Below are 25,087 nucleotides of genomic sequence, written 5' to 3' on the forward strand. Positions count from 1 at the left end.
GTTCGGTATAAAAGGTGGCGTATAACAGTGAAAGGTCCCTATCCAGAAATACAGGCCGTGATCGCTTATATCCATGAGCAGATACACGAGCCGCTTGCCCTTCAGGATTTAGCTAAGTATGCGGGCTACAGTCCGTACCATTTTTCACGTATCTTCAAAGAGCAAATCGGCTTGTCTCCGCTATATTACGTGTCCGCCTTACGTTTACAAAAAGCGAAAGATTTACTTCTACAAACCAACCTGAGTGTACGGGATATTGGACTAGAGATTGGGCAACAAAGCTTAGGTACATTTACCACTCGTTTTACGGATAGAGTGGGTGTATCACCTGCACACTTCAGACAGTCCCAATTACAGACGGATCAACAACTACGTTCTCTACAAAATCTCACCAGATGGCATGCGCAAAAGCCCCATCATGATCCCACGATTGAAGGGACGATTCATACGGAGACGCCTTTTAAGGGGATAGTATTTGTTGGATTGTTTGCTAAGCCCATTCCGGAAGGGTTACCTTTGTATGGCACCATCGTTTCTTCTGAAGGCCACTTTGTGCTTCCTCATGTCCAACCAGGAACTTACTACTTGATGGCCACCTCAGTCAGTTGGGGGATGCACGCCAAGGATATCCTGCTCCCTCATCAGACACTGAGAGGACGTTCAAGATCACCGATTACGGTTAAACCTACGGGTAAGGTCCCACATCAGAACGTCACCCTTCATCCACCAAGATTAGGAGACCCCCCCATCTTAATATCACTGCCACTACTTATGTCTAGATTTCTAAGTCGGTTTAACCATGGACAGCAAATATAATTTTATATGGAAAAGTTTATCTACTTGAAAATTAAACATAGGCGCTTAAGCTTTAGGATAATTTAACCCTAGCTTGTACGCTTGTGTTAATAGGTCTTCAATGTGCTCCTGTGTCGGATGTATCGTTTGGTAAAACAATTCAAACTTTGAACTTTTAATACCGACATAATCTGCTAAGCCAACATTAAAATAATGTGTCATCATGTCATCGTAATGACGTTTCGTAAATCGCTCTACAGGCGCGCCTGCTAAACTTAACCACAACACGTGCTCATGTTGAAGTTTGTTCGGGCCATAGGCGAAACCATAGTTGAAGACACGGTCGATGTACCCCTTGAGCATGGCTGGCATACTCCACCACCACAGAGGAAAAACAAAGGCTAGTGCATCATGTTCCGCTATGCGAGTCATTTCTTTTTCAACCTCAGGTGAGAAGTGTTGGACGTCTGCGGACCAATCTGGCTCATCCGCCTCCCATAATACCGGGTCAAAACCACTACGGTAGAGATCTAAGACCTCGGTTTTGTGCCCTGCATCCTCTAGTCCCTTTACCAATCGGCTGGCCACAGAGAATGTGAGAGAATCTGTTCTGGGATGAGTCACGATCGTTAATACTTTCATTTCAACCACTCCTTCCATTTTTTACATCTCTTCTTAGTTTACTACGACTCTCTACATGTTCATAGTATAACCGCTCAAAAACGCAATTCAGAAGAAATCTGTCTTTCGCGGTAGTGCTAGAATTAATATTGAAGTACAGAGTAAATAAAAATAAAGGAGGACTAAAACGATGGCGTTACAAGCGGACAAGATTTTTGTTAATTTACCGGTCAAGGATTTAGAGAAAACGAAAGCATTTTACTCCAGTGTGGGGTTTGCCTTTAATCCTCAATTTTCAGATAATAAAGCGGCGTGTATGGTGATTAGTGATCATAACTACGCCATGTTACTTCTTGAGGAGTACTTTCAGACGTACACAAAGAAGGAGATATCTGATGCAACAACGAGTACCGAAGCCATCTTAGCGATAACGGCTGAAAGTAGGGAGCAAGTAGATGAGATTGTAAACAGGGCATTGGCAGCGGGTGGAAAGCATTCAATGGACCCACAAGATCACGGCTTCATGTATGGTTGGAGCTTCCAGGACCTAGATGGTCATATGTGGGAAGTCATTTATATGGATGAAAGTGCCGTTCATTCTTAATGGCACTCGTCAAAATATTAAACTGGAGGGATACGAATGAACAAAACGGTGACGTTAAGTGACTTACTGTTAAAAGAGTTTAAGCATGAAGTAAACACCTCACGACGAGTACTTGAGTGTATACCCGAAGACAAATTATCTTGGGCGCCACACGAAAAGTCTATGACAATGGGACAACTCGGTTATCATATTGCTGTTATCCCTGGTGTCCTCACAGAACTTTTCACCGAACAAATGCTTGAACTGCCTGATGTTACCTTTCCACAACCCCAATCACTTTCCGAGATTCTATCAGCTCTAGATCAGGGTGAAACAGCATCAATCGAGAGGCTATCCTCATGGGATGATGATGATTTACAAGCAGTATGTCAATTAACACAAAAGGGAGAACCCTTTTTCACTGAATCGAGATATTTCATGCTCCGCTCAGTGATGCTCAATCACTGGTTTCACCATAGAGGACAACTCGTCGTATACCTGCGTCTATTAGATATACCTGTTCCTGCTGTCTATGGGCCAAGTGCAGACGAAGACCCCAGTCTTTAATCGCCATTTCTTACTATATGAATAAAATATCTCAGGCTCCTTTGCCAATCTGTTCAATAAACGATAATATAGAGAAGAAAACAAGGAAACTTTTAATAGTTGATAAGCTATAGCCAACCAAGTGAGATGATGAATCGTATGGACATTGGTGCAAAAGTGAAGACCCTAAGATCCGAAAAAGGCTATACCCTACGGGAGTTTGCTGAGCAATGTAAGCTTTCTCCTAGTTTGGTCAGTCAGGTGGAGCGTAACGCGACAAGCCCCTCCATCCAGACGCTGATCAAAATGGGAGAAGTCTTAGGCATTCCCGTGGGCCGCTTTTTTGAAGAGGCAGAAGAAGCACGGAAACAAAGTGTTGTGCGTAGGGAGCAGAGGAGAAAGCTCGAACTTCCTGATCATATCCCCGTATACGAGTTGTTAACGCCCGCTCACATGGATGGTGACGTACGGTTGTTACGTGTGGTGCTTGAGGCTGGTCAGTACTCATCTTCGGAAAAGGTCGAACACCACGACACAGAGACATGCTATGTGTTGAGTGGGGAAGTACACGTTGTTTTTCCTCATACGGAACAAAGGTTATACGCAGGGGATACGATATCGTTTCGCTCGACAACGCCTCACCAGTTTTATAATCCCGGGCTAACGCAAACAGAGTTACTTCTGGTGATCTCATCTTTATAGCAACTTTTATTAGGAATCTTTTCATATAGAAGGTTCCTATTTTTGTGATCTTTTTGTACAATAAAATTAAACAATGTACAATATTTATATACAGGAGGGGTGTGCTTGAAGCGAGCCATACTCACTTTCGTCTATTTGCTGGGAAGTATTGTCACCTCTGCTATTTTAGGCATTCCTTTAGTGCTTGGGTTTGCTGTAGGGTTTTGTTTTATTTTTCTACTCGTGTTGAGGACGGGTGTTTCACTGAGGGAAGGCTTAGGTATTTGTTATGCTGGTGTACGAAAAATTAGGCCTGTCATGTCTATCCTCGTTCTCATCTCACTTTTAATCCCAGCATGGATTTTAAGTGGCACGATTCCTACCATTATCTATTATCTCACAGGTTGGATACAGGTAGAATGGATTGTCCTGTTTGCCTTCGTTTTATCCGCAGGCACATCCTACGTGATTGGCACTTCCATTGGCACTTTAGGTTCTCTTGGGATGATTATTCTAGGTGTGGCTGTATCGGTTGGGGCCCCTGTCCCCATCGTCGCAGGCGCCCTCGTGTCTGGCGCCTTCTTTGGTGACAGAACCTCTCCTTTATCTTCTATGGTCCACCTGACAAGCACAACGGTTGAAGAGCATGTACGTGTGATTCTTAGAAACATGAGTTTTTCCACGGTCATGTTACTGACAGTATGCCTATTGTTTTACACCTTGCTAGGCTCCTCTATAGAGGTGAACGGGGAAGCACTTGGGAATCAAGTGCTCATGCAATTAACGGAAACCTATGTGATTCATTTGGCTGCTATATTACCCATTGGTCTATTGTTCGGTTGTATTTTAATGAAAATGTCGACCGTTTATGCTCTACTATGTGGCGTGGGAAGTGCTCTTATCCTCGCTCTCACCATGCAGGGCGCGTCTTTCTCAGAGGTGTCCTCAAGTCTATTAAGTGGGTATCACTCGGCACCGGAGGGACTAGAGGCTATTTTACGCGGGGGAGGGCTAGGGAGTATGGTGCCATTACTTTTGTTTGTATCCCTAGCTGGTATGTTGAATGGTCTCGTCGAACGCACCCAAATGTTTTATCCTTTGATACAAAAGCTTTTCATGGGTGTATCCACCTTTACCGGGTATACATATCGGACAGTCATTCTCGCAATCAGCCTAGCGGTGAGTGGGTGTAATCAAGCGTTCCCTGTCATCTTAACGGGACGATCCGTTCACAGCATGTGGCGTCAAGCTGGGCTACGTCAAGGCGATCTCGGTCGTATCATTAATGATTCTGCCGTTGTGACCTCAGGCCTTATCCCGTGGAACATGGTGGCCATCTTATCTTCTGCTGCGATCGGTGTGGCGACGTTAGACTATATGCTCTACGCCATTCTATTATGGTTTGCACCTGTCGTCACCGTCTTGGCTAGCTACTGGGAACAAAGAAAAGCCCAACACACACCTAAAGTTGGCCAGTCAAAGAGTTATTAAAAAAAGTGTTGAACCCTGAACACACTAATAGGAGGAGACCGGTATGCTAGAAATGAAAGGATTCATTCCCTTAAACTTTGAACGCAAAAGCGGTGCAGAACAGTGGCGAAGTGTATCACGGTTTACTGAGAAAATGTCCCGCAGACGAAGTGTTCGTGCTTTTTCAGACGAGGATATTCTAGAAGAGACGCTGGAAAAGGTCATACAAGCGGCGGGTACGTCACCTTCAGGAGCCAATCAACAGCCTTGGCAGTTTGTCTTAATCAAAGACCCAAGTGTGAAGAAGGCCATTCGTGAAGCATCTGACAGAGAAACTACCACACAGAACGGTGAAGGTAGCCCCCGACACAAATCACTGGATTATCTAGAAGAAGCCCCTTATCTCATCGCTTTGTACAGAGAGAACTACGGCTTAAAACAAGATGAGTCAGGAAAGGAACAAAAGGTTAAGCATTATTATGCACTAGAGTCTGCCGCCATTTGTGCAGGGTTTTTGCTAACCGCCATTGAACATGCAGGATTAGATTGTGTGGTGCATCAGCCCGTTCAGGCGGCACAAGACATACTCAATCGCCCCAAAAATGAAGCCATGATCGCCCTGTTTGCCGTGGGTAAAGCAAAGTCAGATTATCAAGCGCCTACATTGGCCCGAAAAGCGTTATCGGAAGTGATATTAGGCGATATTAACATGCCTGAGGGCACGACACAGGCACCAGAGTTTCAGTCACAACCCCATTGGACACCACAAGAACAGCTACAGCAGGCCACTGACTATTACGAGACCATTCGTCGGCGTAGAAACATTCGGGATTTCTCAACTGAGGATGTGGACATTAAACTTGTTGAAAAAGCTTTAGAAGTCGCTGCAACCACGCCATCAGCAGGTAACGTACAACCCTACCGTTTTGCTGTTGTGAGTCAACCGTCGTTGAAGCGACAAATTCGTGAGCAGGCAGAAATAGAGGAAAAGAAACTTTACGAAGAACGGATGTCTGACGAGTGGAGAGAGGCGTTAAGTCCATTGGGAACAAACTGGCAGAAGCCCCATCTCACTGACGCCCCACACCTGATTATTGCTTTTAAAGTAGAGGAGGATCGGGCACAGCAAGCGTACGACGATGGCACGAAGGTCGATAAGCGAGGACCTGAAGCTATGACAGCGGCAGGGATGGCCGTGGGTGTTTTACTGAGCGCCCTTCACCATGCAGGGGTATGCACACTTACCCATACGCCAAGCCCAATGGCCTTCTTACGTGACCTCCTTGGTCGTCCCAAAAATGAAATGCCCATCGTCGTATTGCCTGTAGGGTACCCCACGGAGGATTGCCATGTCCCTGGTATTAGTAAAAAGCCGCTCACAGATATACTTTCAAAAATATAAAAGTGCAATAACAGAGTAGATCGAAAACAGAGTAGATCGAAAACAGAGTAGATCACAAACAGAGTAGATCGCAAACAGAGTAGATCACCAGAATAGGGTCACCCTATAAGGAACCAACCGTCTCAGATGTGCTGGTTCCTTTTTTTATGAAAGTGTGACAGGATAAAATGGTGAGAGGTGTTGGTTTGATTTATAAGATACATAATGTAAAATATAGGCAAGTGTGCTAAAGATAAATAGTAAGCACGATACTTTACGTCACTTACATCATTCAGGAGGAAAAAGAGATGAAAACCATTGCTGTGTATTGTGGATCAAGTACAGGACACGATTCAATTTATATGCAAGAAGCCAAAAAATTAGGGCAAACCTTAGTGGCCAACGGGCTCAATCTCGTGTATGGTGGAGCCGCCGTAGGATGTATGGGGGCTGTCGCCGACGGAGTTATTGAAGCAGGTGGGAAAGCGATTGGTGTCATCCCTAAAAAGTTAAAGGACGTTGAAATCGCCCATCAAAACTTAACTGACCTACACGTGGTCGATACGATGCATGAGAGAAAAGCACTGATGATGGATTACGCAGACGCTTTTATCGCCTTTCCTGGTGGTTCAGGAACATTAGAAGAATGGTTTGAGGTGTTTACTTGGGCGCAGTTAGGTTATCATCAGAAAGCTTGCGCGCTCCATAATGTGAACGATTACTACACCCCAATGCTGTCTCTGTTCGATCATATGATTGAACAAGGCTTCGTAAAACCGGCATACAAAGACTTGATTGTCATGGAAGACGATGCGGATACCTTAATCAATAAGCTAAAAAACTACGAACATCAAGCCATACAAAAATGGTAACTGTGTGAAGCACTCAGGATAAAGAGGGATGAGAGATGGAACAAACAGGATTAGTTTTAGAAGGTGGCGGTATGCGCGGGTTATATACGGCCGGCGTATTAGAATATTTTATGGAGCAGGATTTGTATTTTCCTTACGTCATTGGGGTCTCGGCAGGGGCCTGTATGGCAGCGTCCTACCTGTCACGTCAGAAGGGTCGGAATAAAAAAGTAAATATCGGTTTAGCGAATCATCCGGAGTACCTGTCTTATCGTAATCTGTGGACGAAACGGCAATTATTTGGCATGGATTTTCTTTTTGACGAGATTCCTAATAACATTATCCCTTTTGATTTTGACACCTTTCAAAATGCTGAAGAAACATTTGTCGTAGGTACGACCGATTGTGAGACTGGTGAGCCTGTATATTATACGAAGCGGGAGCATGGTGAGCACATGCTCAAGATTATTAGAGCATCGAGTTCACTTCCTTTTGTGGCACCCGCGGTGGAATATGACGGGAAATCATTGCTTGATGGTGGTATTATTGATCCCATCCCCTTGCAAAAATCACAAAAGGACGGTAACACCCGTCATGTTGTCATCATGACCAAAGCAGAGGGATTTACCCGCAAACGGAGTCGACTTGCGTCCTTGTCTAGGTTGTTTTATCGGCAACATCCTAAGATAGGAGAAAGCCTAGAAAATAGACATGAGCGATACAATCAAACATTAAAGGATTTATATCACCGGGTGGATCAGGGTGAGGTCTTTCTCATTCAGCCGAGTCGAGAGGTTCCAGTGAGCAGGATAGAGCGAGATCAAACGCGTTTAACAGCGTTGTATGAGCTTGGTTATGAAGATGCCAAGGCCCAATACGCATCCTTACAGGCGTGGCTAAAGCAACCGGTATCAGAGGAGCTTATTTAACAGCGACCGGTAGATCGGTAGATCATTTTTAGATCAAAGCCCCTTAAAATGACCGTGCGTCAATGTATAAAATTGGTTATCGAACAGAAACTATGTTCAAACGCATGTGAAAGGGGTATAAAATATGAACCAAGAGCAAGGCCATGATAACCAAGGATTTTCACACGATGGCTTTAAGTTAGCCATGACGGGCTTTGACCCGACGATGCCAGGTCATCAACAACCTGAGCACCAGGAGAATATGATCTTTCGTCAGGAGCCGCGTACGGCAAGAACAGAGGGATCAGGGATCAGTCTCCCGTATGAAACGCGCTTAGAGATGGGGCTCCAATTAGATGAACATCTTTGTGCGCTGAATGTGGCCTTACATCAATACACGAAACACCACTGGTTAACGGAAGGTGCGGAGTCTTTCGGAAGCTTACACCATATCTTAGATGAACATGTGAAGAAAACCCAAGACCATATCGACAGCGTAGGTGAGCGTGTTGCACGGCTTGGTGTCGTGCCAACAGCCCACCCAGAGACACAGCATAAAATTTCATATATTAAGCACGAAGTAGAGGGTCGCTACACGATGAGGGACTTCTTACGTAACGACCTCGAGCATGAGCTCAAAATTCAGGGAATGATGAGAAAGACGATTAAGAGAGCGCATGATCTCAATGATTTTGGTACGGTCGAGACACTTGAGGAAGTCTTACTCGATCGAGAAGACTTCGGGTACCATATTTGGAGCCTGCTAGAGGACGATACCCTTGTTAGAGGGATGGAGCATTTGTTGGATGGACAAGGGGATATTGCTGACCAACGTCACCTGAACGATAATCTACCACAGTAAGCGGTTTTAGACATCGAACGACGATAGCCATTTTAGTACACACGCGGATTGACCGTTCTGTACTGAAGTGGCTTTTTGTGTTAATCGATGTATTCTGCCTCATAAGAGTTTTGTCCCGCGTGAACAGAGAGCAGGGTGTTTGCGTATCCAACCAAACGATTTACCAATTCATCCGCAAGGGCGTAGACGAGCTCATGTTTATCAGGTGTATGAAGCTCAGGCGCGTCAAAGATAACGGTGGTATTAATAAAAATGTCTTTATTACCATACAGATTGTAATGAACGATCGCCTTTCCTGAAGCCCCACCCGTTCGCGGGTCCGTATATTGAGGTACAAAAACAAACCACTCTTCGGCCGTTGCAGAGCGAAAATGCTTCGTAAACCACATCCCTTCAAGGATGGTTTGGACGGCACCTTTCTCTTCTGAACCCGTTATATCGATAACTTTATCTCTATTTTTGATGTGTTTACGGTGCTTCAACGCTCGATCTCCCTTGTTCATGGACTTCCTCCTGTGGTGTATTCATCGTATGTATCCTTCAGTATATCCACCTTCGAACTCGCATAGTATTCATTGTCATCATAGTTATGGATCTTTAATATAAACGAGGATTCAAGTCACACCTGTCGTTTACTTTTGTTATATCTTTAATGTAGAATAAAAATATATCGTCGATGGATATCGTTGACAAAAAAGGAAGGAAAGGGTGAAGGGTTAATAGTGTAAAAGCGAATCAGTAACGGGGAGGAGGGATAGGGTGAGATGAAAGATAGCCAGCTAGAGCCGTTAGAACGTTTATTGAGTTCATCGCCAAAGGAACGTTTAGAGGGTATTAGGTATTGGTACAAGCAAGTGAGCCCTTACGTTTTCAAATGGTTCGATATATTTGGAAAGCTATCCTTTGTTCGTGATTATTATTTTGGTATGGATGTAGAATTATTTTCTCGATGGGAATATGACACGAATCGTGTCTCTGATCGTCTAGGTCATGGGACGAAAGCAAAGTATAACTACTGGGCGTATGTTAACCGTCACTTTTGTCGTGATCTGTATCAAGCCGCCGTGTTACAAGCGCGTGACGCTCACAGTGATGAGTCCAGAGTGCAATACCTTATCGATTACCTTAATGCTGGGAAAGCTTGGCGGGATAGAGAGGGTCAGACACCCCTCTTGAAACGTTGGCGAACGAAGTGGCGACACCGCTACAACGAGCATATCCATCACATGCTTGCATTATTTTGGCGATCACATAACACGTCCATTGTGTATTGGGATTGGCAAGCGCGTGTACAAGACTATTACAACGCTGAAGATCCTGTAGAGCAACGCTTTATTAACGGTGTCATTATACGCCTCGATTTTGTATCAGACTTACCTTTTCACCTGCCTCACCATCGCAATATGATGTTACCCATAGGGCTTATAGGAGAATTCTTAAATCACGGACCGCTCAAGTATCCTCAAGCCTATCCAGCCCCTGAGCCACGAGACATGTTAAATGATGAACAAGGATTAACGGCAGCATTACTCCAGCATTATTTTCATTTTTTTACTCACCGACGTTTTAGCGCTGTATTCACCTGGTGGATCCCCACTCCAGCAGATAAGTTATATCACCACATGATGGCCAAACATCAACTGACGATTGACTCCCCACAGCCTAGGTGGATTCGTGAATGGGTCCAGCCAGCTCAGAAAACGATAGAAGAGATTGAACAGCGGTATCTCAACACGGATGATCACAGGATACAAGGTGCAAGGACAAATATTTAACTCGTTAGGAAAAGAGGTGTAATCTAAGCTGGCATGAAACCGCATATTGATGCCGTTAAGAAAATGGGTCACTGGCAATATCTGACCAAGATTTATGAAAGTTCATCGACCGTGTTGATGCGAGGTATCCAAGGCACTGATCAGCGCGTTATCATCAAAACACCTTCCAAAAGATATGTCACTCATAGTACATATTCACAGTATCAGCATGAGTTTAATCTCCTCAAAGCGTGTCCCTCTAATTACGTCGTACAACCTGTTCGTTTAGCACTCGTTGAAGATAGACCTGTGTTGGTTTTAGAGGATGGTGGCTACATGACCTTACATGACTTACGAAACCGAAGCGAGTTGAGCATCTATGACAAGTGGCATATAGCTTTACAACTGGTACAAGGTTTGGAAGCGATACACCAACATGGTGTCTTTCACAGGGATATTAACCCTTCTAATATTGTGATTCATCCTGAACGATGGGAGCCTAAATACATAGACTTTGCTAATGCGGCCTTTCGCTCGAACCCACAAGTTCAGGAGGCAGTGTTTCATGATCAAGAAGTCACACTCGGTTATGTATCGCCTGAGCAAACTGGCCGTATGGGCGGGACTGTTGATTACCGAACAGACTTTTATTCTTTGGGGGTGACCCTTTACGAACTGTTTACAGGTCAATTACCATACCCCGTCAATGATGTGATGACAGCGATTCACTCCCATATGGCCAAACCACCGCTATCACCTTCCAAGATTGATGACAATATACCTGAAGCCATCTCACGAGTGATCTTAAAGTGCTTAGAGAAATCACCCGTACAAAGGTATAAAAGCGCGCAGGGTTTAAAAGCGGATTTGTTGCTTTGTATGTCCCCACACCAACAACATGTAAAGCTAGACAGTCCTCAGTTCCAGCTGGGAGATCAGGATCAGTTTGAACAACTAGTTATATCAAGCGAATTAGTCGGACGTGAGGAGGAAGAGCGAAAATTTTCCGATATGTATGATCACGTCAGGAGCGGGGGTTCTGGACTTGTGCTCGTCAACGGGGAGACAGGGGTTGGAAAAACCAGACTCCTACATGCCTTCACATCATACGCCAAGCAGCATCAGGGAAGAGCCGTTTTTGGGGGTGCTGAGCCTGGTCACTCGGAAACCCCACTCGCGCTACTCATTAGTGTTATGAATCAACTGTTAGACGACATTATTGATTTAGATGACCCGGATAAGAAAAAAGGCTACATTGATCACATCCAAAAGGCGGTTGGTCCGAACGGTCAGATATTGAACGATCTTCTGCCGAAACTGCATCTCTTATGGGGTGAACAGTCTGAAATGGCATCCTTATCTTGGATGGAGGCCCAGGCTCGTTTTCACTACGTCTTGGCTCGGTTTTTACGCGTGTTTGTCCCTCGTGACCAACCGTTGGTCATTTGCCTAGATCAACTTCAATGGGCGGATACAGCAACGTTAGCCTTCATCCGTTATGTATTACATCACTCAGATTGTTCAGGGGTGCTACTGGTCATGGCTTACCGGGATGAGTGTACTTCTCAACCCTTGCATGATTTGTTGCAGGACCTACAGAAGCCATCTTTATCTCACGTATGGACCACATGTGAGCTTACGCTTAGACCATTGGATAGCAAAGGAACATCGGCCATACTCCAACAATCTCTCAATCTTGCCTCATCAACCGTCGCACCTTTAGCAGCCTACACACACAGGGTCACAAAGGGAAATCCTCTGTTCATACAGCAGCTCATCCACACGCTGTACGAACGGGCGATTATCTATTACAGTTCAACGTCTCATCGGTGGGAATGGGACTTAAGTCAGCCATTTGACGTGACCTTGATAAGAGAAAATGTCATTGATGTTCTCATCGACAAATTTTCGCGACTGTCTGAAGAAACCCAGTACGTATTGGCCGTAGGGGCATGCGTGGGAGCTTCTTTTACCAAAACACAAATCCAAACCATCACAGACCTATCTGAGCAACAGATTATTACAGCGCTGAACACGGCGCTAGATCAAGGGTTGTTGAAACATCGCTATGATTTTGTTTTTGCTCATGAGAAGCTTCATCAGGTCGCTTATGAATCTATCCTTCAGGAAGACAGAGACCGGTTGCATTACCTTATCGCAAGCAATTATGATAGGGCGCCATTAACTCAGGGACAGAGCGCTTTTGTCGATATATTCTCTCGCGTGAATCATTTAAATCAAAGCACAAGGATGATGAAACATAAAGCAGAACAACAGGACGTGGCTGAGCTCAATTTACTCGCTGCAGAAGAAGCCCGGCGTGTGGCCGCATTTCAGACTGCGCTACATTATTATTTGCATGGATGCCAGTTAATAGATGATCACGACTGGCAACATCAGAGTTTTCATGACGTGGCGTTCATGCTGCACCTGGGCAAAGCTGAAGCCCTTTACATTAATGGCCAATATGATGAAGCAGAAAGAACACTAGCGGCTATATTGCAAAAGGTGACGCGTGAAAGACAAATCTTTAAGGTTTACCAGGTCAAAATTGACATGTATACATGGATGACACGTTACACCGATGTTCTTGCGCTGAGTCGCAAGGTATTAGGACTTGTAGGGTTTTCTATGAGGCATCATGTGAGTCGCTTAGCAAGCTTATGGGAAGATATCAAAGTCAGGGTGTTGATGAGAGGGCGTACGGAGGATAAGATATTAAATCTACCCTTGATGTCCCATCCCAAATATCACGAGGTCATTAAAGTACTTCACAATTGCGGACCGGCAGCCTATTACACTCATCATCGTCTGTTTGGCTATATCAATGCCAAAGTGGTTTCATTTATACTCAAGTATGGCCTTTCTCCGGATGCGTGTATCGGCTTTGCGAGCTACGGAACAGCACTCGTCATCACAGAACGTGACCTCGAGCGAGGCTACAAGTTTGGGCGGATCGGATGCGCCTTAGCAGATAAAATGGGTGATCCTTACGGTAAGAACCGAGCCTACGGTCCGTTCGGTATTTTTATTAACCATTGGATGCATCACGCCAAGTCGAATATGCCTTACCTGTTGGAAGGTTACCAAGCCGGTTTAGAATCGGGGAATACCCTGTACGCCAGTTACTGTGCTGTTGCGCGGTTCGATACGCTTCTCTTTTGTGGAACTGAGATCGACGCTTTGGCAGAGGAGCTGCAAGAGTATCATCAGCGTACTAAGAATAATGAAACGTTAGACCGACTGATGATCCTTCACGATTTCATGGATCGCTTACAACATGGACATGAATATGCTGGCCATGCTTCTCTTGATCACCATATCATGGACTCCCTATCACATCATGAGGCAGATAAACAAGGGAATCAGGTTTTAAATCTTTTTTTAGCCCACTTGTACCATGCGCAATGGGGCTTAATATATCGAGATTACACAGGGGCGCTGAAAAATATCCTAAAGGCCGATTCATACACACATTCGGTACTTGGTCAGGTCGTGTACATTGATCACTTATTTTATAAATGTATGCTTCTCGCGATTGATGCTCAGCAGCAACCCACACATGATAAAAAAATGATGATGTCCTTGAAAAAGGGTCAGAAAACATTTAAACAGTGGGCTCGACGGTGTCCTGCTAACTTTGATCACAAGTATTGGTTGATTAAAGCTGAACGATACAGGGTAGCCGGTAAGGCCAACCATGCCAACCGTGCCTATATGAGAGCCGTGTCTTCAGCCCGTGAATACGGATTCAAGCAACACGTAGCCATCGCTTACGAACGGCTAGCGGACTTGTATCAAGTGGAAGGGGAGGTTGAGTTACAGGACTTCTACCTCCAAAAAGCGTACGATGCATATCTACGATGGGGAGCCAAGGGGAAAGCTGAGGCGTTATTGCGACAGTCAAGCAGCGTCACACAGCAAGGCAGCGATCGAGGTCAACTAGGTCAAGGTCAGCAGGATCAGCCTCCTGATCGTATGAGTGTCGGAGAGACGTTTAAGAAATACAAGCATATTTCCAGTGTCATTGATTATGAGACGGTTCTTAAGGTGACGCAAACCATCTCAAGTGAGATACAACTAGAACGCTTATTGCATCGGCTATTACACATCACGTTAGAAAACGCTGGTGCTAATAAAGCCATCATCTTACTTAAGACAGAGGACCGATGGACAGTCAAAGCGAGTGGAGAGAGTGACGAGGACGACATCCACGTACGAGTGGACACGGCTGCTCACGATACGGACAGCTACCCCATGGCAGTCGTCCAGCACGTGATTCAAACGGGGAAACCGTCTATTCTTAATGACATCGATCCCACACGTGCTACAGACTCAAACATCCGTTCAAGTGAGACAGACGCCAAAAGGCTCAGTCATGATCCCTACTTCATCGATCACCAAGTGAGTTCATGCCTGTGTTTGCCTATTAAACGCGGGGGGATGCTGAGCGCCATCCTCTATGTTGAAAATCAGTATAACAGCCATGCATTCTCAGCTCAGAGAATTGAAATGCTGAACATGATGCTAACTCAGGCTGCCATTTCGTTAGAGCATGCACGTTTATACGCTGAACTAGATCAAATGGTGCAGGACCGCACGTACCATTTGGAACAAGCGATGGCAAAGCTAAAAGACACACAGCGCCAACTGATAGAGTCTGAGAAGATGGCTGCCCTAGGTCAACTTGTCAGTGGGATGGCACACGAGATTAACACCCCCTTGGGTATAGCCATCACTGCTTCATCATACCTTCAACAGAGGACCGAAGAATGCCAAGCTCAAATTCGAGATATAGATAGGCTATCGGACTCTGAACAAGGTAATTTTGAATCTTTTTTTGCACATGCACATGAGTCCACACGGCTGATTCTATCAAATCTTCAGAGAGCAACGACACTCATGGATAGCTTTAAGCAAATGTCTGTTGATCAAGTATTGGAGGAGAAGAGAACCTTTCACCTTTTAAATTACATTACGAAAATCCTCTCAACCTTGAAGCCAAAGATAGAAAAAAGTGGTCATCAAATAGAGGTTCATGGTGATGAGCACCTGACGTTATACGAAGATCCAGGCGCCTTTTCTCAAATTATCACCAATCTCGTCATCAACTCTATAGAACACGCCTATGACGAAGGGCAACACGGTTCTATTCAAATAGAGATCCAACGAGATAAAGCGTACGGACGGATCATCTATCAGGATGACGGTAAGGGAATTGAGTCAAAGTATAGGAATAAAATCTTTGAACCCTTTTTTACAACGAATCGTCATAACGGCGGAACAGGGTTAGGTCTCAATCTTGTATACAATATCGTTACACAGAAATTAGCTGGACAGATTAGCTGTCAAAGTGAGGTCGATCGTGGTACCACGTTTATCATAAAGATCCCCATCGTCAGAGAGCAGGAAACTATAACGACGACGGCGGACCATACTTCTAAGGGTGGGACAGTGCAAGAGAATATGAAATGGAAGAAGGTTGATTAGCATGGGTTTTTTGACAAACGATCCAGACATCGTGGAGTCGATGAGTCTGATGCCCCGGACGGTCGGTAATGAGCTCAGCGGGGAGAAGGTCACTTTTACCAAAACAACAAAAGATACCGCTTGTCAGTCCCTTGAATTTGTCACAATACTTGACCCTGAGGACGGGATCTTTCCCCATCGCCACACGTATTTGACGGAAGTCTTTGAGATTTTAGAAGGTGAGCTCACTCTGCGTCTTAATCGTGAAACATTACACCTCAAGGCGGGAGACCAACAATCCTCAGTAGTCGTGCCCCCATACGTTACGCACAGCTTTTGGAATCACACTGATCAAGTCACACGGTTTAAGGTTACGATGTCGCCAGCGGGGGATTTTGAGCCTTTTATTCGTATCGGTTACGGATTAGAGAATGATCAACTGACCTTTAATTACAAGCGCTTTCCTGTTCGAGGAAAGTATCCTCTTTTTCGGCGGGCGTTACGTGCCTTGGAATCTATATTAGGCGTCGTACCTAAGAGTCCGCTCATGGTGGGGATACTCGGAAAATTAGGTGGAACCTACGCCCCCGTCATCCCCATCGTATTGCAAAAAATGATGATCCACCTTCTAGCGGCAGTCGCAGTTCGTTTAGGGAAGGATCGTGACGTGGAGAAGTACTTTTTGAAAAATGGTACCAAGGAGGGAGTGGAGCTTGGAGCCACGTATGGAACACAACCTAACCCCCAGCAACACACAGCAGATAGAAGCGTGGAAGTTGATGATCGTTGACGATGAAGAAGAAGTGCACCAAGTCACGAAGCTGGTGTTAAACCAATTTGCTTATGAAGGGAAACCACTGCAATTTATCAGTGCATACACGGCCCAGGAGGCTCAAGAGATGATTAAAGCACACCCTGATACCGCTGTCATACTACTAGATGTGGTCATGGAGAAGGATGATGCAGGCTTGCGCTTTGTTCACTATGTGCGGGATGCCATGTTAAACAAGAATGTACGCATCATTCTGCGTACAGGTCAACCTGGTCAAGCGCCAGAGAAACGAGTCATTCAAGATTATGATATCAACGATTACAAGGAGAAGACTGAACTTACAGCACAGAAGCTGTACTCCTCTGTCTACACTTCACTCAAAACTTACAACATGATGTCAGAAATAGAAGCATCCAAAATGCAGCTCCAACAATATGCCCACGCATTGACATATGTCAATGAATCGCTCGAGCAAAAAGTGAAAATCAAAACACAGCATCTCGAAGAAAAAAACAGAGCGTTACGTGAATCGATATGGGGGACCATGACAGCGATGGTTGAAGTTTCCGTATTAGAGGAAAGGACGAAAATGGCTAAGGAAATACATGATATCGCAGGCCACACCTTCACAGGGACGATCGTTCAGTGTGAATGGCTCAAGCATCTGATTCAGGAAGAACCAGAGCAAGCATTGCTCAAAGCAGACCAACTGCAGAATCATCTACGTCAAGGGTTAGAAAAAATCAGGGCCACCGTCAAGACGGTATATACCAATGCCCGTGACTCTCATGTTGAATTCCATCGTTTGGTGCGACACTTGCTTGAAGAGACTGAACGACATATGCACGTCACGATAGGATATAAACAAAAAAATCAAGATGAACTAGAACAGTTGCCGACGGACCTGCAAAAACTCCTCTTTCACGCTTTACAAGAAGGCCTAACCAACGGCATACGTCACGGGAAGAGTACAGAGTTTCAATTTAAATTAATCTATAAAAATGGTCTCATAGACTTTCAGCTACAAGACAATGGGATTGGAACGGACCATGTGACATATGGCTTCGGGTTGACGATGATGCAGGAACAAGTGGAGGCGTGGAACGGAGAATTCTTTTTCCAGTCTAAACCGGGCAAGGGTAGCACTTTGAGTATTGTCATTCCTTATGAACGTTCGGCTACAAACACGAGGGGGGAGACGGCAACCGGTGAGCTGAACATATCTCGCATGAACTCATCGTGATAGCCAGTGTCATAGCTCATGTGCTGACCCATTTGAAGACCCATGTGATGAAAATCAATATCATAACTCATGTGATGACTCACACGATAAATCATGTGCTGACCAACGTGAGACCAATGTGATGACTCACACGAAAACGCTGGTGTTAACCCATGTGTTAACCTTTTGCAGATTTGACCGACAGTATAGGATATGATCATTGTCGTGACCCATCAGAAGAGAAAGGAGGTCAAGAGGTGGAGAAGATACCCGTGATGATCGTAGAGGATCAGACGATACTGCGTGAGGGACTGGAAGCGATTTTAAATCTGGAGGAAGATATACAGGTTGTCGCAACGGCCAAGAACGGGTTAGAGGCCTATGACCTTGTCTCCCACCATCTTCCTCGAATTGTGCTCATGGATATAGAAATGCCCGTCATGAATGGACACGAAAGCTTAAAAAAGATTAAAGCCGAATATCCAGAGGTGAGATTAATTATGTTCACCACTTTCCCCAATGATGACTATTTAGTAGAAGCGCTAATCCATGGGGCGAGTGGGTATCTGTTAAAGGATATCCCCCATAAAAAGCTCGTCCAAGCCATCCGAGATTGCGATCAAGGGGACATGATGCTTCCCACATCACTGGCAGCTAAGCTGGCGGCACATCTCCGGAACCAGCAGTTCAGTGAAGGAAGTGAAGGAAGCGAAGGAAGGCCATCCATCTCCTTTACAGAGAGAGAAAAGGACATTGCCAAGCTCATGTTAGCAGGTCAAACGAACAGAGAAATAGCACAAACGTTGTTTTTAACGGAAGGGACCACTAAGAACTATATTTCAACACTTTATAGTAAACTAGGCACAAACGATAGAGGTAAGGCCATAGTTTATCTTAGTCATTTCGGACTAGAGTAGGAGACCCACTAGAGTAGGGAGACTATCCGTTCTTATACATTGACCTTATACAAAAAACCTCTTCCTGGCCTTATACAGGCGATAAGAAGAGGTTTTCTATATGCGTATTCCCATATGTTACAAGTCAAGCTTCCTTGTCGTTACAGTTATTCGTGTATATGCTTGCCATGCACAAAAGCTATCAATAAAAAGGCAAAAAATCCAAGGAAAAGAACCGATCCCCCTATGATAAAGAACAGGAGATTAAACGTTGCTAGATTCGGTATAGGATTAGCGTAATACAGCCACATCCCGACCGTCAGACCAAACGTTCCTAAAAACGACGTCCATACGTGTATCTTTGCTAACACGGATGATGCAGGAATAGAAAACAAGCGATAAAAGATAGCAAAGCTAAATAACGACAGCCATCCAACCACCAAGATGTGCGCGTGTATCGCGCGGAATACGTAATCGCCAGATCCCGCCATATGGGAGCCGATCATGACCCCGATAAAGGCATAAATGGCAGATGTACGCAAAAGGAATCGAGTGCGATCCATTGTTTCACCACTTTCCTCATAAATAATGCCATACAGGCGTTACAGCCTATTGTATCAAAAAAAGACGTGGGATAGACGATCAGTACAAAGTGTTCATAAAAGTGTTGAGAAAAAGTGTCTCTCACAAGTGGCCTGACTTCTAAGGTTATCTAACAAATGAACATATTGAGGAATGAATCTTCTAATCAAACAACTGAGGAGTAGTTAGAAAAGCACTATATTAAATTACTTATTAGTAAACAATATGAACAAGTTATTATTAACGTTGAAGACGCACTTATACAGAACTTTAGGAATTAATTTTTCGGGGTAATGGAGGTGGATGTAATAGCTATTGTGGAATGGTTATTTCTTCTATTATTTTGACTGATATACTGTATGAAATATGTTAAAATGAATCAGTAGTTATTCTGGAGACATTCCTCCAGAAATAAAGGAGCGAATTATATTGGGGTTTGGACAACATCAAAGCTTTTATCTTAGAACTTATTGGTTAAGAAAGGCTATACAACAACTTGATAAAAACAATAGATTTTTCTACGAGAAAGAGGCATCGGAATTAATAGGTTTAGGAACTAATATGGTAAAGTCACTAAAACATTGGATTGAGGCAACTGATATCTGTGAGTCTGAAAAACGTAATAGTGATAACAAAGTAATACATAGTATTTCTCCATTTGGAAAAATTTTTGATGATTATGATCCATATATTGAGATAAACGATACCATAAGTATTATTCATTATCATATTGTTGATAATGTTGATCCTTCAACAACATGGTATTGGCTATTTAATGAATATGAAAAAAATTCATTCGATAAAAATGAAGCTTTAAATGATTTAATTGCATGGATAAACAAAAACTATGAATCTAAGAATTCATCTGACACCTTGGAAAGGGATCTTGATTGCTTAATTAAACAATATTTTTCAAGAATTAAATCAGATGATCCGGAGGAAGTTATTCAGAGTCCGCTATCATCCTTGAATTTGCTTGAAGAAATAGATGGTAGGATTTATAAAAAGAATCCCAAATTTGAAGATATTGGTCTAACAGCTTTAATGTACGTAATATTAGGGTATGGTCAATCTGAAATTTCTATTGATGAAATTGAGAATAGCAAAAAACTTTGGGGCAAGGTTTTTAATTTACAGAGAAGTGAGATTGTTAGGGCAATTGAGCAGTTAGTAAACACTTCTAAATATCCCCTTGTATTCGATAGAACTAATAGGTTGGACATAGTTAGAGTTACTCTTGTGGATCCAATTGAATTTTTGAAAGAAGAGTATGTTAGAAAAGAAAGGGCATTAAGATGATAACTATAAAGAGTAAATTTAAGTCGAGTGTTAATATCAAACTAGATTTGGGGAGTAATTGGATAGCCGAAAGATATATTCCTACACCAACTCATTCAGAAAGTCTTGCAGGAGTGTTAGAAGGCTTTTTAGATAAAGGACATAAGTCACATATATTAATAGGGTCTTATGGGTCAGGAAAGTCAATGGTCGGTACTTTAGTAGGAAATATTGTTTCAAAGAACATTAAAACCCAAACGTTCAAGGAACTAATTAACAAATTTGACAGAGTTAATACTAAAGAGTCAGATGTTGGTTATTTATTAAACCAATTAAGGAGTATGAAAAAAATATATATACCTGTTGTTATAAATGGAAACCAAGGGAACTTTCGAGAAACAATAGTATCATCAATTCATAAGTCGATTAATAATGTTGGCTTTGACTTTTCTATACCTTCATATGTAGATAAAATTAAGAAAATGATTAGTTTATGGGAGGAAAAGTATCAAGGTACATTTATTCAATTTAAAAAGGAGTTAAAGAGTAATAATTGGGGCTTAGAGGACTTTATCAAAGAAATAAATGAATATGAGATAGAAACAATAAATTGGTTCAAAAAAATCTATCCATTATTAACAGCCGGTGCTGAATTAAGCCCTTCTTATAACCTTGACTTAACTGAACACTTAACACTTATTTTAGATGAATTAGATAAAAAAGGTTATGGAATCTATCTTGTTTATGATGAGTTCGGTCGTTTTCTTCAAAGTTTAGATAAGTATGAAACCGTTGAAGCCATGCAGGATATACAAGATATTGCAGAATTGGCTGATCATCATCCAAGTGCTAATTTTAACGTGTTATTAATAACACATAGAAATCTAAATCAGTACTTTTTAAGTTATGGTGAAGAGTTACAGAATGAATTCAAAAGAATTCAAGGCCGATTTAGGATATACCATACACAAAGTGACCCTGCGACATTTATTAGGTTGTCTAGTCAAGTTACTTCAGAATATAGGGATAATTGGAGTCAAGATTATAAATTTGAAAATGAAGTTATAAAGTATGACTTATTTCCTGAATTGAATGGAAGAGAAAAGAAAACAATTGTTGTGGAAAATTCATACCCATTACATCCTGTAACACTTTATGCGCTTCCTCGTTTAGCAAACGCTGTAGCCCAGAATGAGCGAACGTTGTTTACCTTTTTAGAGAGTAATGAAAAGGGTGGCTTAGCAAACTATTTCGGTGAAGAGAAAACATGGTATTATACTAGCAGTCTTTTTGATTATTTTGAACCTGCTTTCCAAGAGTTTGAAAATGACTCCCTAATTGGAAGAGCATACGTTAAATATCTTAGAGTTAAAAAAAGAGTAGGTAATTCGGCTTCTGCCTCACACGAGTTACAAGTATTGAAGCTTTTAACTTTATGGGACATAGCTAGTTTAAATAGTAAACGTAAGTTAACTAAGGATTTTATATCCTTTGCGTTGAATTGGGAAGGTAATAAAGTTAACAAAGTAATGAACACACTAGAAGGCAAGAAGCTTATTAGATATAGGTTAGCGGATGACAATTGGGAGGTATTTGAAGGTAGTGCTATAAATTTAAAAGAAAAAATACGAGAGAAGAACCTCCTTGGCATAAACAAGTCAGAGAAAATAAATATTATTAACACAATACTGGATTCAAAGTTTGCTTATCCGAAGAGATATAATGATGAAAAAAATATGATTCGGTTTGCGGCTATACAACCGGTATATGATAGTGATTTAACAGAAAGCCTTATTAGTGAATATAGTAATGACAATACTTCAGACTTTAAAGTACTATATGTTCTTCATGAGAAAGGTGAAGATACGGAAACTTTAAGGAATAATATTATTAAAATAAGTGAAAATCACCATAAATTACTATTTGCATTCACAAAGAGACATACTAACAAATTAGATGATGGAATTATAGAACTCTCATCTATTGAGAAATTACTAGATGATAAATATTTATTAAATGAAGATCCTATCGTGGAAGAAGAATTGTTAAAAATAAAGGAAAACACAACACATAAATTAAAAGAGTATCTAGAGCCTTTCACTCAGTTTAAAGGGTCCTTATGGATTTATGATGGTACTCAAGTAAACATAAAAAGTCGAATGTCACTAAGTGAACACTTATCTAAAATGGCATCTAAGTACTATGGAAATACACCGGTTATTAATAATGAGTCATTTAACCGAAGAAATATCTCGAAGCAACAGTTAAATGCTGCTAAAGAGGTTGTAAATTCTATTATCGGAGGGACCAGTGATTATAAGTTTAAGGGTCCAGCAAAGTTGATTTATGCCTCTGTAGTGAAAAACAATCATATTAACATGCAAGATGAAAGTGCTGATGTACGGTTATTACGTCAAGAACTTATGAGAGTGGTAAAATCAGATCGGGGAACCTTCGAAAGCCTTGTTAACATATTTGTAGGTAAAAATTTCGGTATTAGAGTCCCAGTTATTCCAGTCCTATTAGTAGCCATATTAAAAGAGGAATGGAAATATATAATGTTTTATCATAAAGATGGTTCATACATTAATGAGGTTGATGCGGATATATTGTATGATAGAATGCTTGATAAGCCAGAAAATTACACATTCACTCATCAAAAGTTAGATAATAAATATAAGAGTATAATTGATACTATTGATAACTGCTTTAAAGAATATAAAGAAGAGATAGATAATTCATATCACCCTAGTGTTAGAATAAATAGAATGTTATTGAGGTGGTTAAATAGTCTACCAAAGATTGCTCAAAAGACTAATAAGCTATCCGAGGAAGCAATACTATTTAAGAAGTTGGTTTCTAAAGGGGAATTCGAACCAGATACAGCACTAAAGGAGTTATTCAAATTAAAATATAACGAGAATACAGTCAACAAGATAAAACATGAATGTGAAGGGTATTCTCAGAAACATAAACAGTTAATTGAGAAAACAGTATTTGACTTAACTAACACTAATTCATTCGACGATTTACTTAATTACGTTAAGAGTCAAAGTGAATTAGTAAAAGTGGATAATAAATTTTATAACTTAATGTTAACAACAAAAGAGGATAATTGGGTAGATGAGTTATCTAGTGAATTAGTTGGTGTAAATAGAGTAGATTGGTCTGATGCAACAAGTGAAGTTTTCTTTAAAACAATCAAATCACTAGTAGAAATAAAGGATATAGACTTAAAAGATGAGTATCACGAAGTCAAGATTGATTCAAAAACTTTAGCAATACCAAAAAGAGACTTATCACCAAAAGGGAATATTATTTATTCTAATGTAAAAACAGACCTTGAGTTAATGGCTAGAAAATTGCCTAAAGAAGAAATTACTGCACTATTATACAAATTATTGGTAGATTATTATGAAGAAAATAGATAGGAGTGAGTAATATGTATGGTAGAGAACCAATATATATTGCAATGTTTAGCGGTGGTGCGGCAAGTTCCTATGTTGCATACTTGATGGTTCAAAAACATGGTGCAGAGAAGTCCCAGTTGTTTTTTACTGATACACTTTGGGAACACAAAGATAATAAGCGCTTTATGATAGAGATAGCTGAGAAAATCGGTATAGATATCAAAACTGTAAGAGATGGAAGAACACCAGAAGAAGTATTTGAGGAGACTAAATTCTTAGGTAACTCTAGGCTTGCAAAATGTTCATCTGAATTAAAGGTTCATCAGACAATGGTGTATCTTGAAGAGTTGCGTGATCAAGGATATGAACCAATTCTTTACTTTGGAATTGGCAAACATGAGAAGCGAAGAAGAGAAGGGATTGAGAGATTATATAATCACTTCTTACTTCCCCGTGACGGTGAAGAACAACCAGTAAAAACTGTATTTCCTCTCTATGAGAGTAATATTTCCGATGATGAAATAAAAGAAATAATCACAAAAGATTGGGAAATTGAACTACCTGAAATGTATCATTTAGGATTCTCTCATGCCAATTGTGGTGGAAGATGTGTAAGGGGTGGATTTAACCACTATAAGCATTTATATGAGACTTGGCCGAGTGTTTATATTGAACAAGAAGAAATGGAAAGCAGACTTAGGGATCAATTAGGTGATGTTACTATCCTTAAAAGGAATGGAAAGCCTTTTACCTTAGAGGAATACAGAAAAGAGTTAGACAAAGACTCTGAAGTAGCAAAAAAATTGGCTGAAGAAACAGATATACCTTGTGTATGTCATTATGCTTAGGTCTGCAAATATGACTATAAACTAAGGGCTTGGAGGAATCCAAGTCCTTTGATATAAGTTCTCATGAAAAATTACAGTTGAAACATACTTATCCAATTTGAAAAACTTGATGAAGGGATATCTTGCTGGTATAGATTTGCAAATATTAGAAACTTCCC

At 41.9% G+C, this 25,087-nt stretch carries 20 protein-coding genes; 17 read left to right on the forward strand and 3 right to left on the reverse strand.

Going from position 1 to position 25,087, the window contains the following annotated elements; translation table 11 throughout:
* Positions 1-27: 27 nt before the first annotated feature.
* A complete protein-coding gene (locus JKM87_RS02475) occupies positions 28-816 on the forward strand; it encodes a helix-turn-helix domain-containing protein (protein WP_202077525.1) in 789 nt (262 codons plus the stop codon).
* Between the two features lie 45 nt (positions 817-861).
* Here the strand turns inward: JKM87_RS02475 and JKM87_RS02480 are convergent, their stop codons facing one another.
* Entirely contained in the window at positions 862-1,437 is a 576-nt protein-coding gene (locus JKM87_RS02480; RefSeq protein WP_202077527.1) for an NAD(P)H oxidoreductase, read from the reverse strand.
* 169 nt (positions 1,438-1,606) lie between these two features.
* Between JKM87_RS02480 and JKM87_RS02485 the strand changes: the two genes are divergently transcribed.
* The 8 genes from JKM87_RS02485 to JKM87_RS02520 all read left to right on the forward strand — a co-directional run bounded on the left by JKM87_RS02485 (position 1,607) and on the right by JKM87_RS02520 (position 8,698).
* On the forward strand, positions 1,607-2,020 hold the full coding sequence (locus JKM87_RS02485; RefSeq protein ID WP_202077529.1) for a VOC family protein: 414 nt from the start codon (positions 1,607-1,609) through the stop codon (positions 2,018-2,020).
* 36 nt (positions 2,021-2,056) lie between these two features.
* On the forward strand, positions 2,057-2,566 hold the full coding sequence (locus JKM87_RS02490; protein WP_202077531.1) for a DinB family protein: 510 nt from the start codon (positions 2,057-2,059) through the stop codon (positions 2,564-2,566).
* 126 nt (positions 2,567-2,692) lie between these two features.
* The gene (locus tag JKM87_RS02495; RefSeq protein ID WP_202077533.1) at positions 2,693-3,247 is read left to right on the forward strand and encodes a helix-turn-helix domain-containing protein; all 555 of its coding nucleotides are present in this window, start codon (positions 2,693-2,695) and stop codon (positions 3,245-3,247) included.
* Positions 3,248-3,352: 105 nt separating this feature from the next.
* Positions 3,353-4,717: a Na+/H+ antiporter NhaC family protein gene (locus JKM87_RS02500; RefSeq protein ID WP_202077536.1), complete on the forward strand. Its 1,365-nt coding sequence runs from the start codon at positions 3,353-3,355 to the stop codon at positions 4,715-4,717.
* 43 nt (positions 4,718-4,760) lie between these two features.
* Positions 4,761-6,098: a nitroreductase family protein gene (locus JKM87_RS02505; RefSeq protein ID WP_202077538.1), complete on the forward strand. Its 1,338-nt coding sequence runs from the start codon at positions 4,761-4,763 to the stop codon at positions 6,096-6,098.
* A gap of 287 nt (positions 6,099-6,385) precedes the next feature.
* Positions 6,386-6,949 carry an LOG family protein gene (locus JKM87_RS02510; protein ID WP_202077540.1) on the forward strand — a complete coding sequence of 188 codons (564 nt, stop codon included), beginning with the start codon at positions 6,386-6,388 and terminating at the stop codon, positions 6,947-6,949.
* Positions 6,950-6,984: 35 nt separating this feature from the next.
* On the forward strand, positions 6,985-7,857 hold the full coding sequence (locus JKM87_RS02515) for a patatin-like phospholipase family protein (RefSeq protein ID WP_202077542.1): 873 nt from the start codon (positions 6,985-6,987) through the stop codon (positions 7,855-7,857).
* A gap of 124 nt (positions 7,858-7,981) precedes the next feature.
* A complete protein-coding gene (locus tag JKM87_RS02520) occupies positions 7,982-8,698 on the forward strand; it encodes a Dps family protein (RefSeq protein WP_202077544.1) in 717 nt (238 codons plus the stop codon).
* An 80-nt stretch (positions 8,699-8,778) separates the two neighbouring features.
* Here JKM87_RS02520 and JKM87_RS02525 read toward each other — a convergent pair whose 3' ends face one another.
* Positions 8,779-9,087 (reverse strand): hypothetical protein, encoded by a 309-nt coding sequence (locus JKM87_RS02525; protein ID WP_202078054.1) that lies wholly within the window; start codon positions 9,085-9,087, stop codon positions 8,779-8,781.
* Between the two features lie 375 nt (positions 9,088-9,462).
* Between JKM87_RS02525 and JKM87_RS02530 the strand changes: the two genes are divergently transcribed.
* From JKM87_RS02530 to JKM87_RS02550, 5 genes are all read left to right on the forward strand, one after another.
* Positions 9,463-10,473, forward strand: a complete 1,011-nt coding sequence (locus tag JKM87_RS02530; protein WP_202077547.1) for a hypothetical protein — start codon at positions 9,463-9,465, stop codon at positions 10,471-10,473.
* 33 nt (positions 10,474-10,506) lie between these two features.
* Entirely contained in the window at positions 10,507-15,942 is a 5,436-nt protein-coding gene (locus JKM87_RS02535) for a trifunctional serine/threonine-protein kinase/ATP-binding protein/sensor histidine kinase (protein ID WP_202077549.1), read from the forward strand.
* 1 nt (position 15,943) lies between these two features.
* On the forward strand, positions 15,944-16,711 hold the full coding sequence (locus tag JKM87_RS02540; RefSeq protein ID WP_202077550.1) for a cupin domain-containing protein: 768 nt from the start codon (positions 15,944-15,946) through the stop codon (positions 16,709-16,711).
* Positions 16,635-17,936, forward strand: coding sequence for an ATP-binding response regulator (locus JKM87_RS02545; protein ID WP_202077552.1), 1,302 nt, complete (start codon positions 16,635-16,637; stop codon positions 17,934-17,936). Before JKM87_RS02540 ends, JKM87_RS02545 begins: the two co-directional genes overlap by 77 nt.
* Positions 17,937-18,172: 236 nt before the next feature.
* The gene (locus JKM87_RS02550; protein ID WP_336885111.1) at positions 18,173-18,832 is read left to right on the forward strand and encodes a response regulator transcription factor; all 660 of its coding nucleotides are present in this window, start codon (positions 18,173-18,175) and stop codon (positions 18,830-18,832) included.
* A gap of 146 nt (positions 18,833-18,978) precedes the next feature.
* Here JKM87_RS02550 and JKM87_RS02555 read toward each other — a convergent pair whose 3' ends face one another.
* Positions 18,979-19,374: a hypothetical protein gene (locus JKM87_RS02555; RefSeq protein ID WP_202077554.1), complete on the reverse strand. Its 396-nt coding sequence runs from the start codon at positions 19,372-19,374 to the stop codon at positions 18,979-18,981.
* A gap of 448 nt (positions 19,375-19,822) precedes the next feature.
* Between JKM87_RS02555 and JKM87_RS02560 the strand changes: the two genes are divergently transcribed.
* Genes JKM87_RS02560 through JKM87_RS02570 form a run of 3 tightly spaced genes read left to right on the forward strand, consistent with a single transcriptional unit; the run spans position 19,823 to position 24,929 of the window.
* Positions 19,823-20,692 (forward strand): DUF4007 family protein, encoded by an 870-nt coding sequence (locus JKM87_RS02560; protein ID WP_202077556.1) that lies wholly within the window; start codon positions 19,823-19,825, stop codon positions 20,690-20,692.
* Positions 20,689-24,102, forward strand: coding sequence for a hypothetical protein (locus JKM87_RS02565; protein ID WP_202077557.1), 3,414 nt, complete (start codon positions 20,689-20,691; stop codon positions 24,100-24,102). The genes JKM87_RS02560 and JKM87_RS02565 overlap by 4 nt, the downstream gene beginning before the upstream one ends.
* An 11-nt stretch (positions 24,103-24,113) precedes the next feature.
* Positions 24,114-24,929 (forward strand): phosphoadenosine phosphosulfate reductase domain-containing protein, encoded by an 816-nt coding sequence (locus tag JKM87_RS02570; RefSeq protein WP_202077559.1) that lies wholly within the window; start codon positions 24,114-24,116, stop codon positions 24,927-24,929.
* Positions 24,930-25,087 lie beyond the last annotated feature (158 nt).

The sequence above is a fragment of the Caldalkalibacillus salinus genome (assembly GCF_016745835.1).
GTDB lineage: Bacteria > Bacillota > Bacilli > Caldalkalibacillales > JCM-10596 > Caldalkalibacillus_A > Caldalkalibacillus_A salinus.

Excerpts from the sequence above, each read along its gene's own strand:
- JKM87_RS02480 (WP_202077527.1), bottom strand. The coding sequence starts at position 1,437 with ATGAAAGTATTAACGATCGTGACTCATCCCAGAACAGATTCTCTCACA.
- JKM87_RS02485 (WP_202077529.1), top strand. The coding sequence starts at position 1,607 with ATGGCGTTACAAGCGGACAAGATTTTTGTTAATTTACCGGTCAAGGAT.
- JKM87_RS02490 (WP_202077531.1), top strand. The coding sequence starts at position 2,057 with ATGAACAAAACGGTGACGTTAAGTGACTTACTGTTAAAAGAGTTTAAG.
- JKM87_RS02495 (WP_202077533.1), top strand. The coding sequence starts at position 2,693 with ATGATGAATCGTATGGACATTGGTGCAAAAGTGAAGACCCTAAGATCC.
- JKM87_RS02505 (WP_202077538.1), top strand. The coding sequence starts at position 4,761 with ATGCTAGAAATGAAAGGATTCATTCCCTTAAACTTTGAACGCAAAAGC.
- JKM87_RS02510 (WP_202077540.1), top strand. The coding sequence starts at position 6,386 with ATGAAAACCATTGCTGTGTATTGTGGATCAAGTACAGGACACGATTCA.
- JKM87_RS02515 (WP_202077542.1), top strand. The coding sequence starts at position 6,985 with ATGGAACAAACAGGATTAGTTTTAGAAGGTGGCGGTATGCGCGGGTTA.
- JKM87_RS02520 (WP_202077544.1), top strand. The coding sequence starts at position 7,982 with ATGAACCAAGAGCAAGGCCATGATAACCAAGGATTTTCACACGATGGC.
- JKM87_RS02525 (WP_202078054.1), bottom strand. The coding sequence starts at position 9,087 with ATGTGGTTTACGAAGCATTTTCGCTCTGCAACGGCCGAAGAGTGGTTT.
- JKM87_RS02530 (WP_202077547.1), top strand. The coding sequence starts at position 9,463 with ATGAAAGATAGCCAGCTAGAGCCGTTAGAACGTTTATTGAGTTCATCG.
- JKM87_RS02535 (WP_202077549.1), top strand. The coding sequence starts at position 10,507 with ATGAAACCGCATATTGATGCCGTTAAGAAAATGGGTCACTGGCAATAT.
- JKM87_RS02540 (WP_202077550.1), top strand. The coding sequence starts at position 15,944 with ATGGGTTTTTTGACAAACGATCCAGACATCGTGGAGTCGATGAGTCTG.
- JKM87_RS02555 (WP_202077554.1), bottom strand. The coding sequence starts at position 19,374 with ATGGATCGCACTCGATTCCTTTTGCGTACATCTGCCATTTATGCCTTT.
- JKM87_RS02565 (WP_202077557.1), top strand. The coding sequence starts at position 20,689 with ATGATAACTATAAAGAGTAAATTTAAGTCGAGTGTTAATATCAAACTA.
- JKM87_RS02570 (WP_202077559.1), top strand. The coding sequence starts at position 24,114 with ATGTATGGTAGAGAACCAATATATATTGCAATGTTTAGCGGTGGTGCG.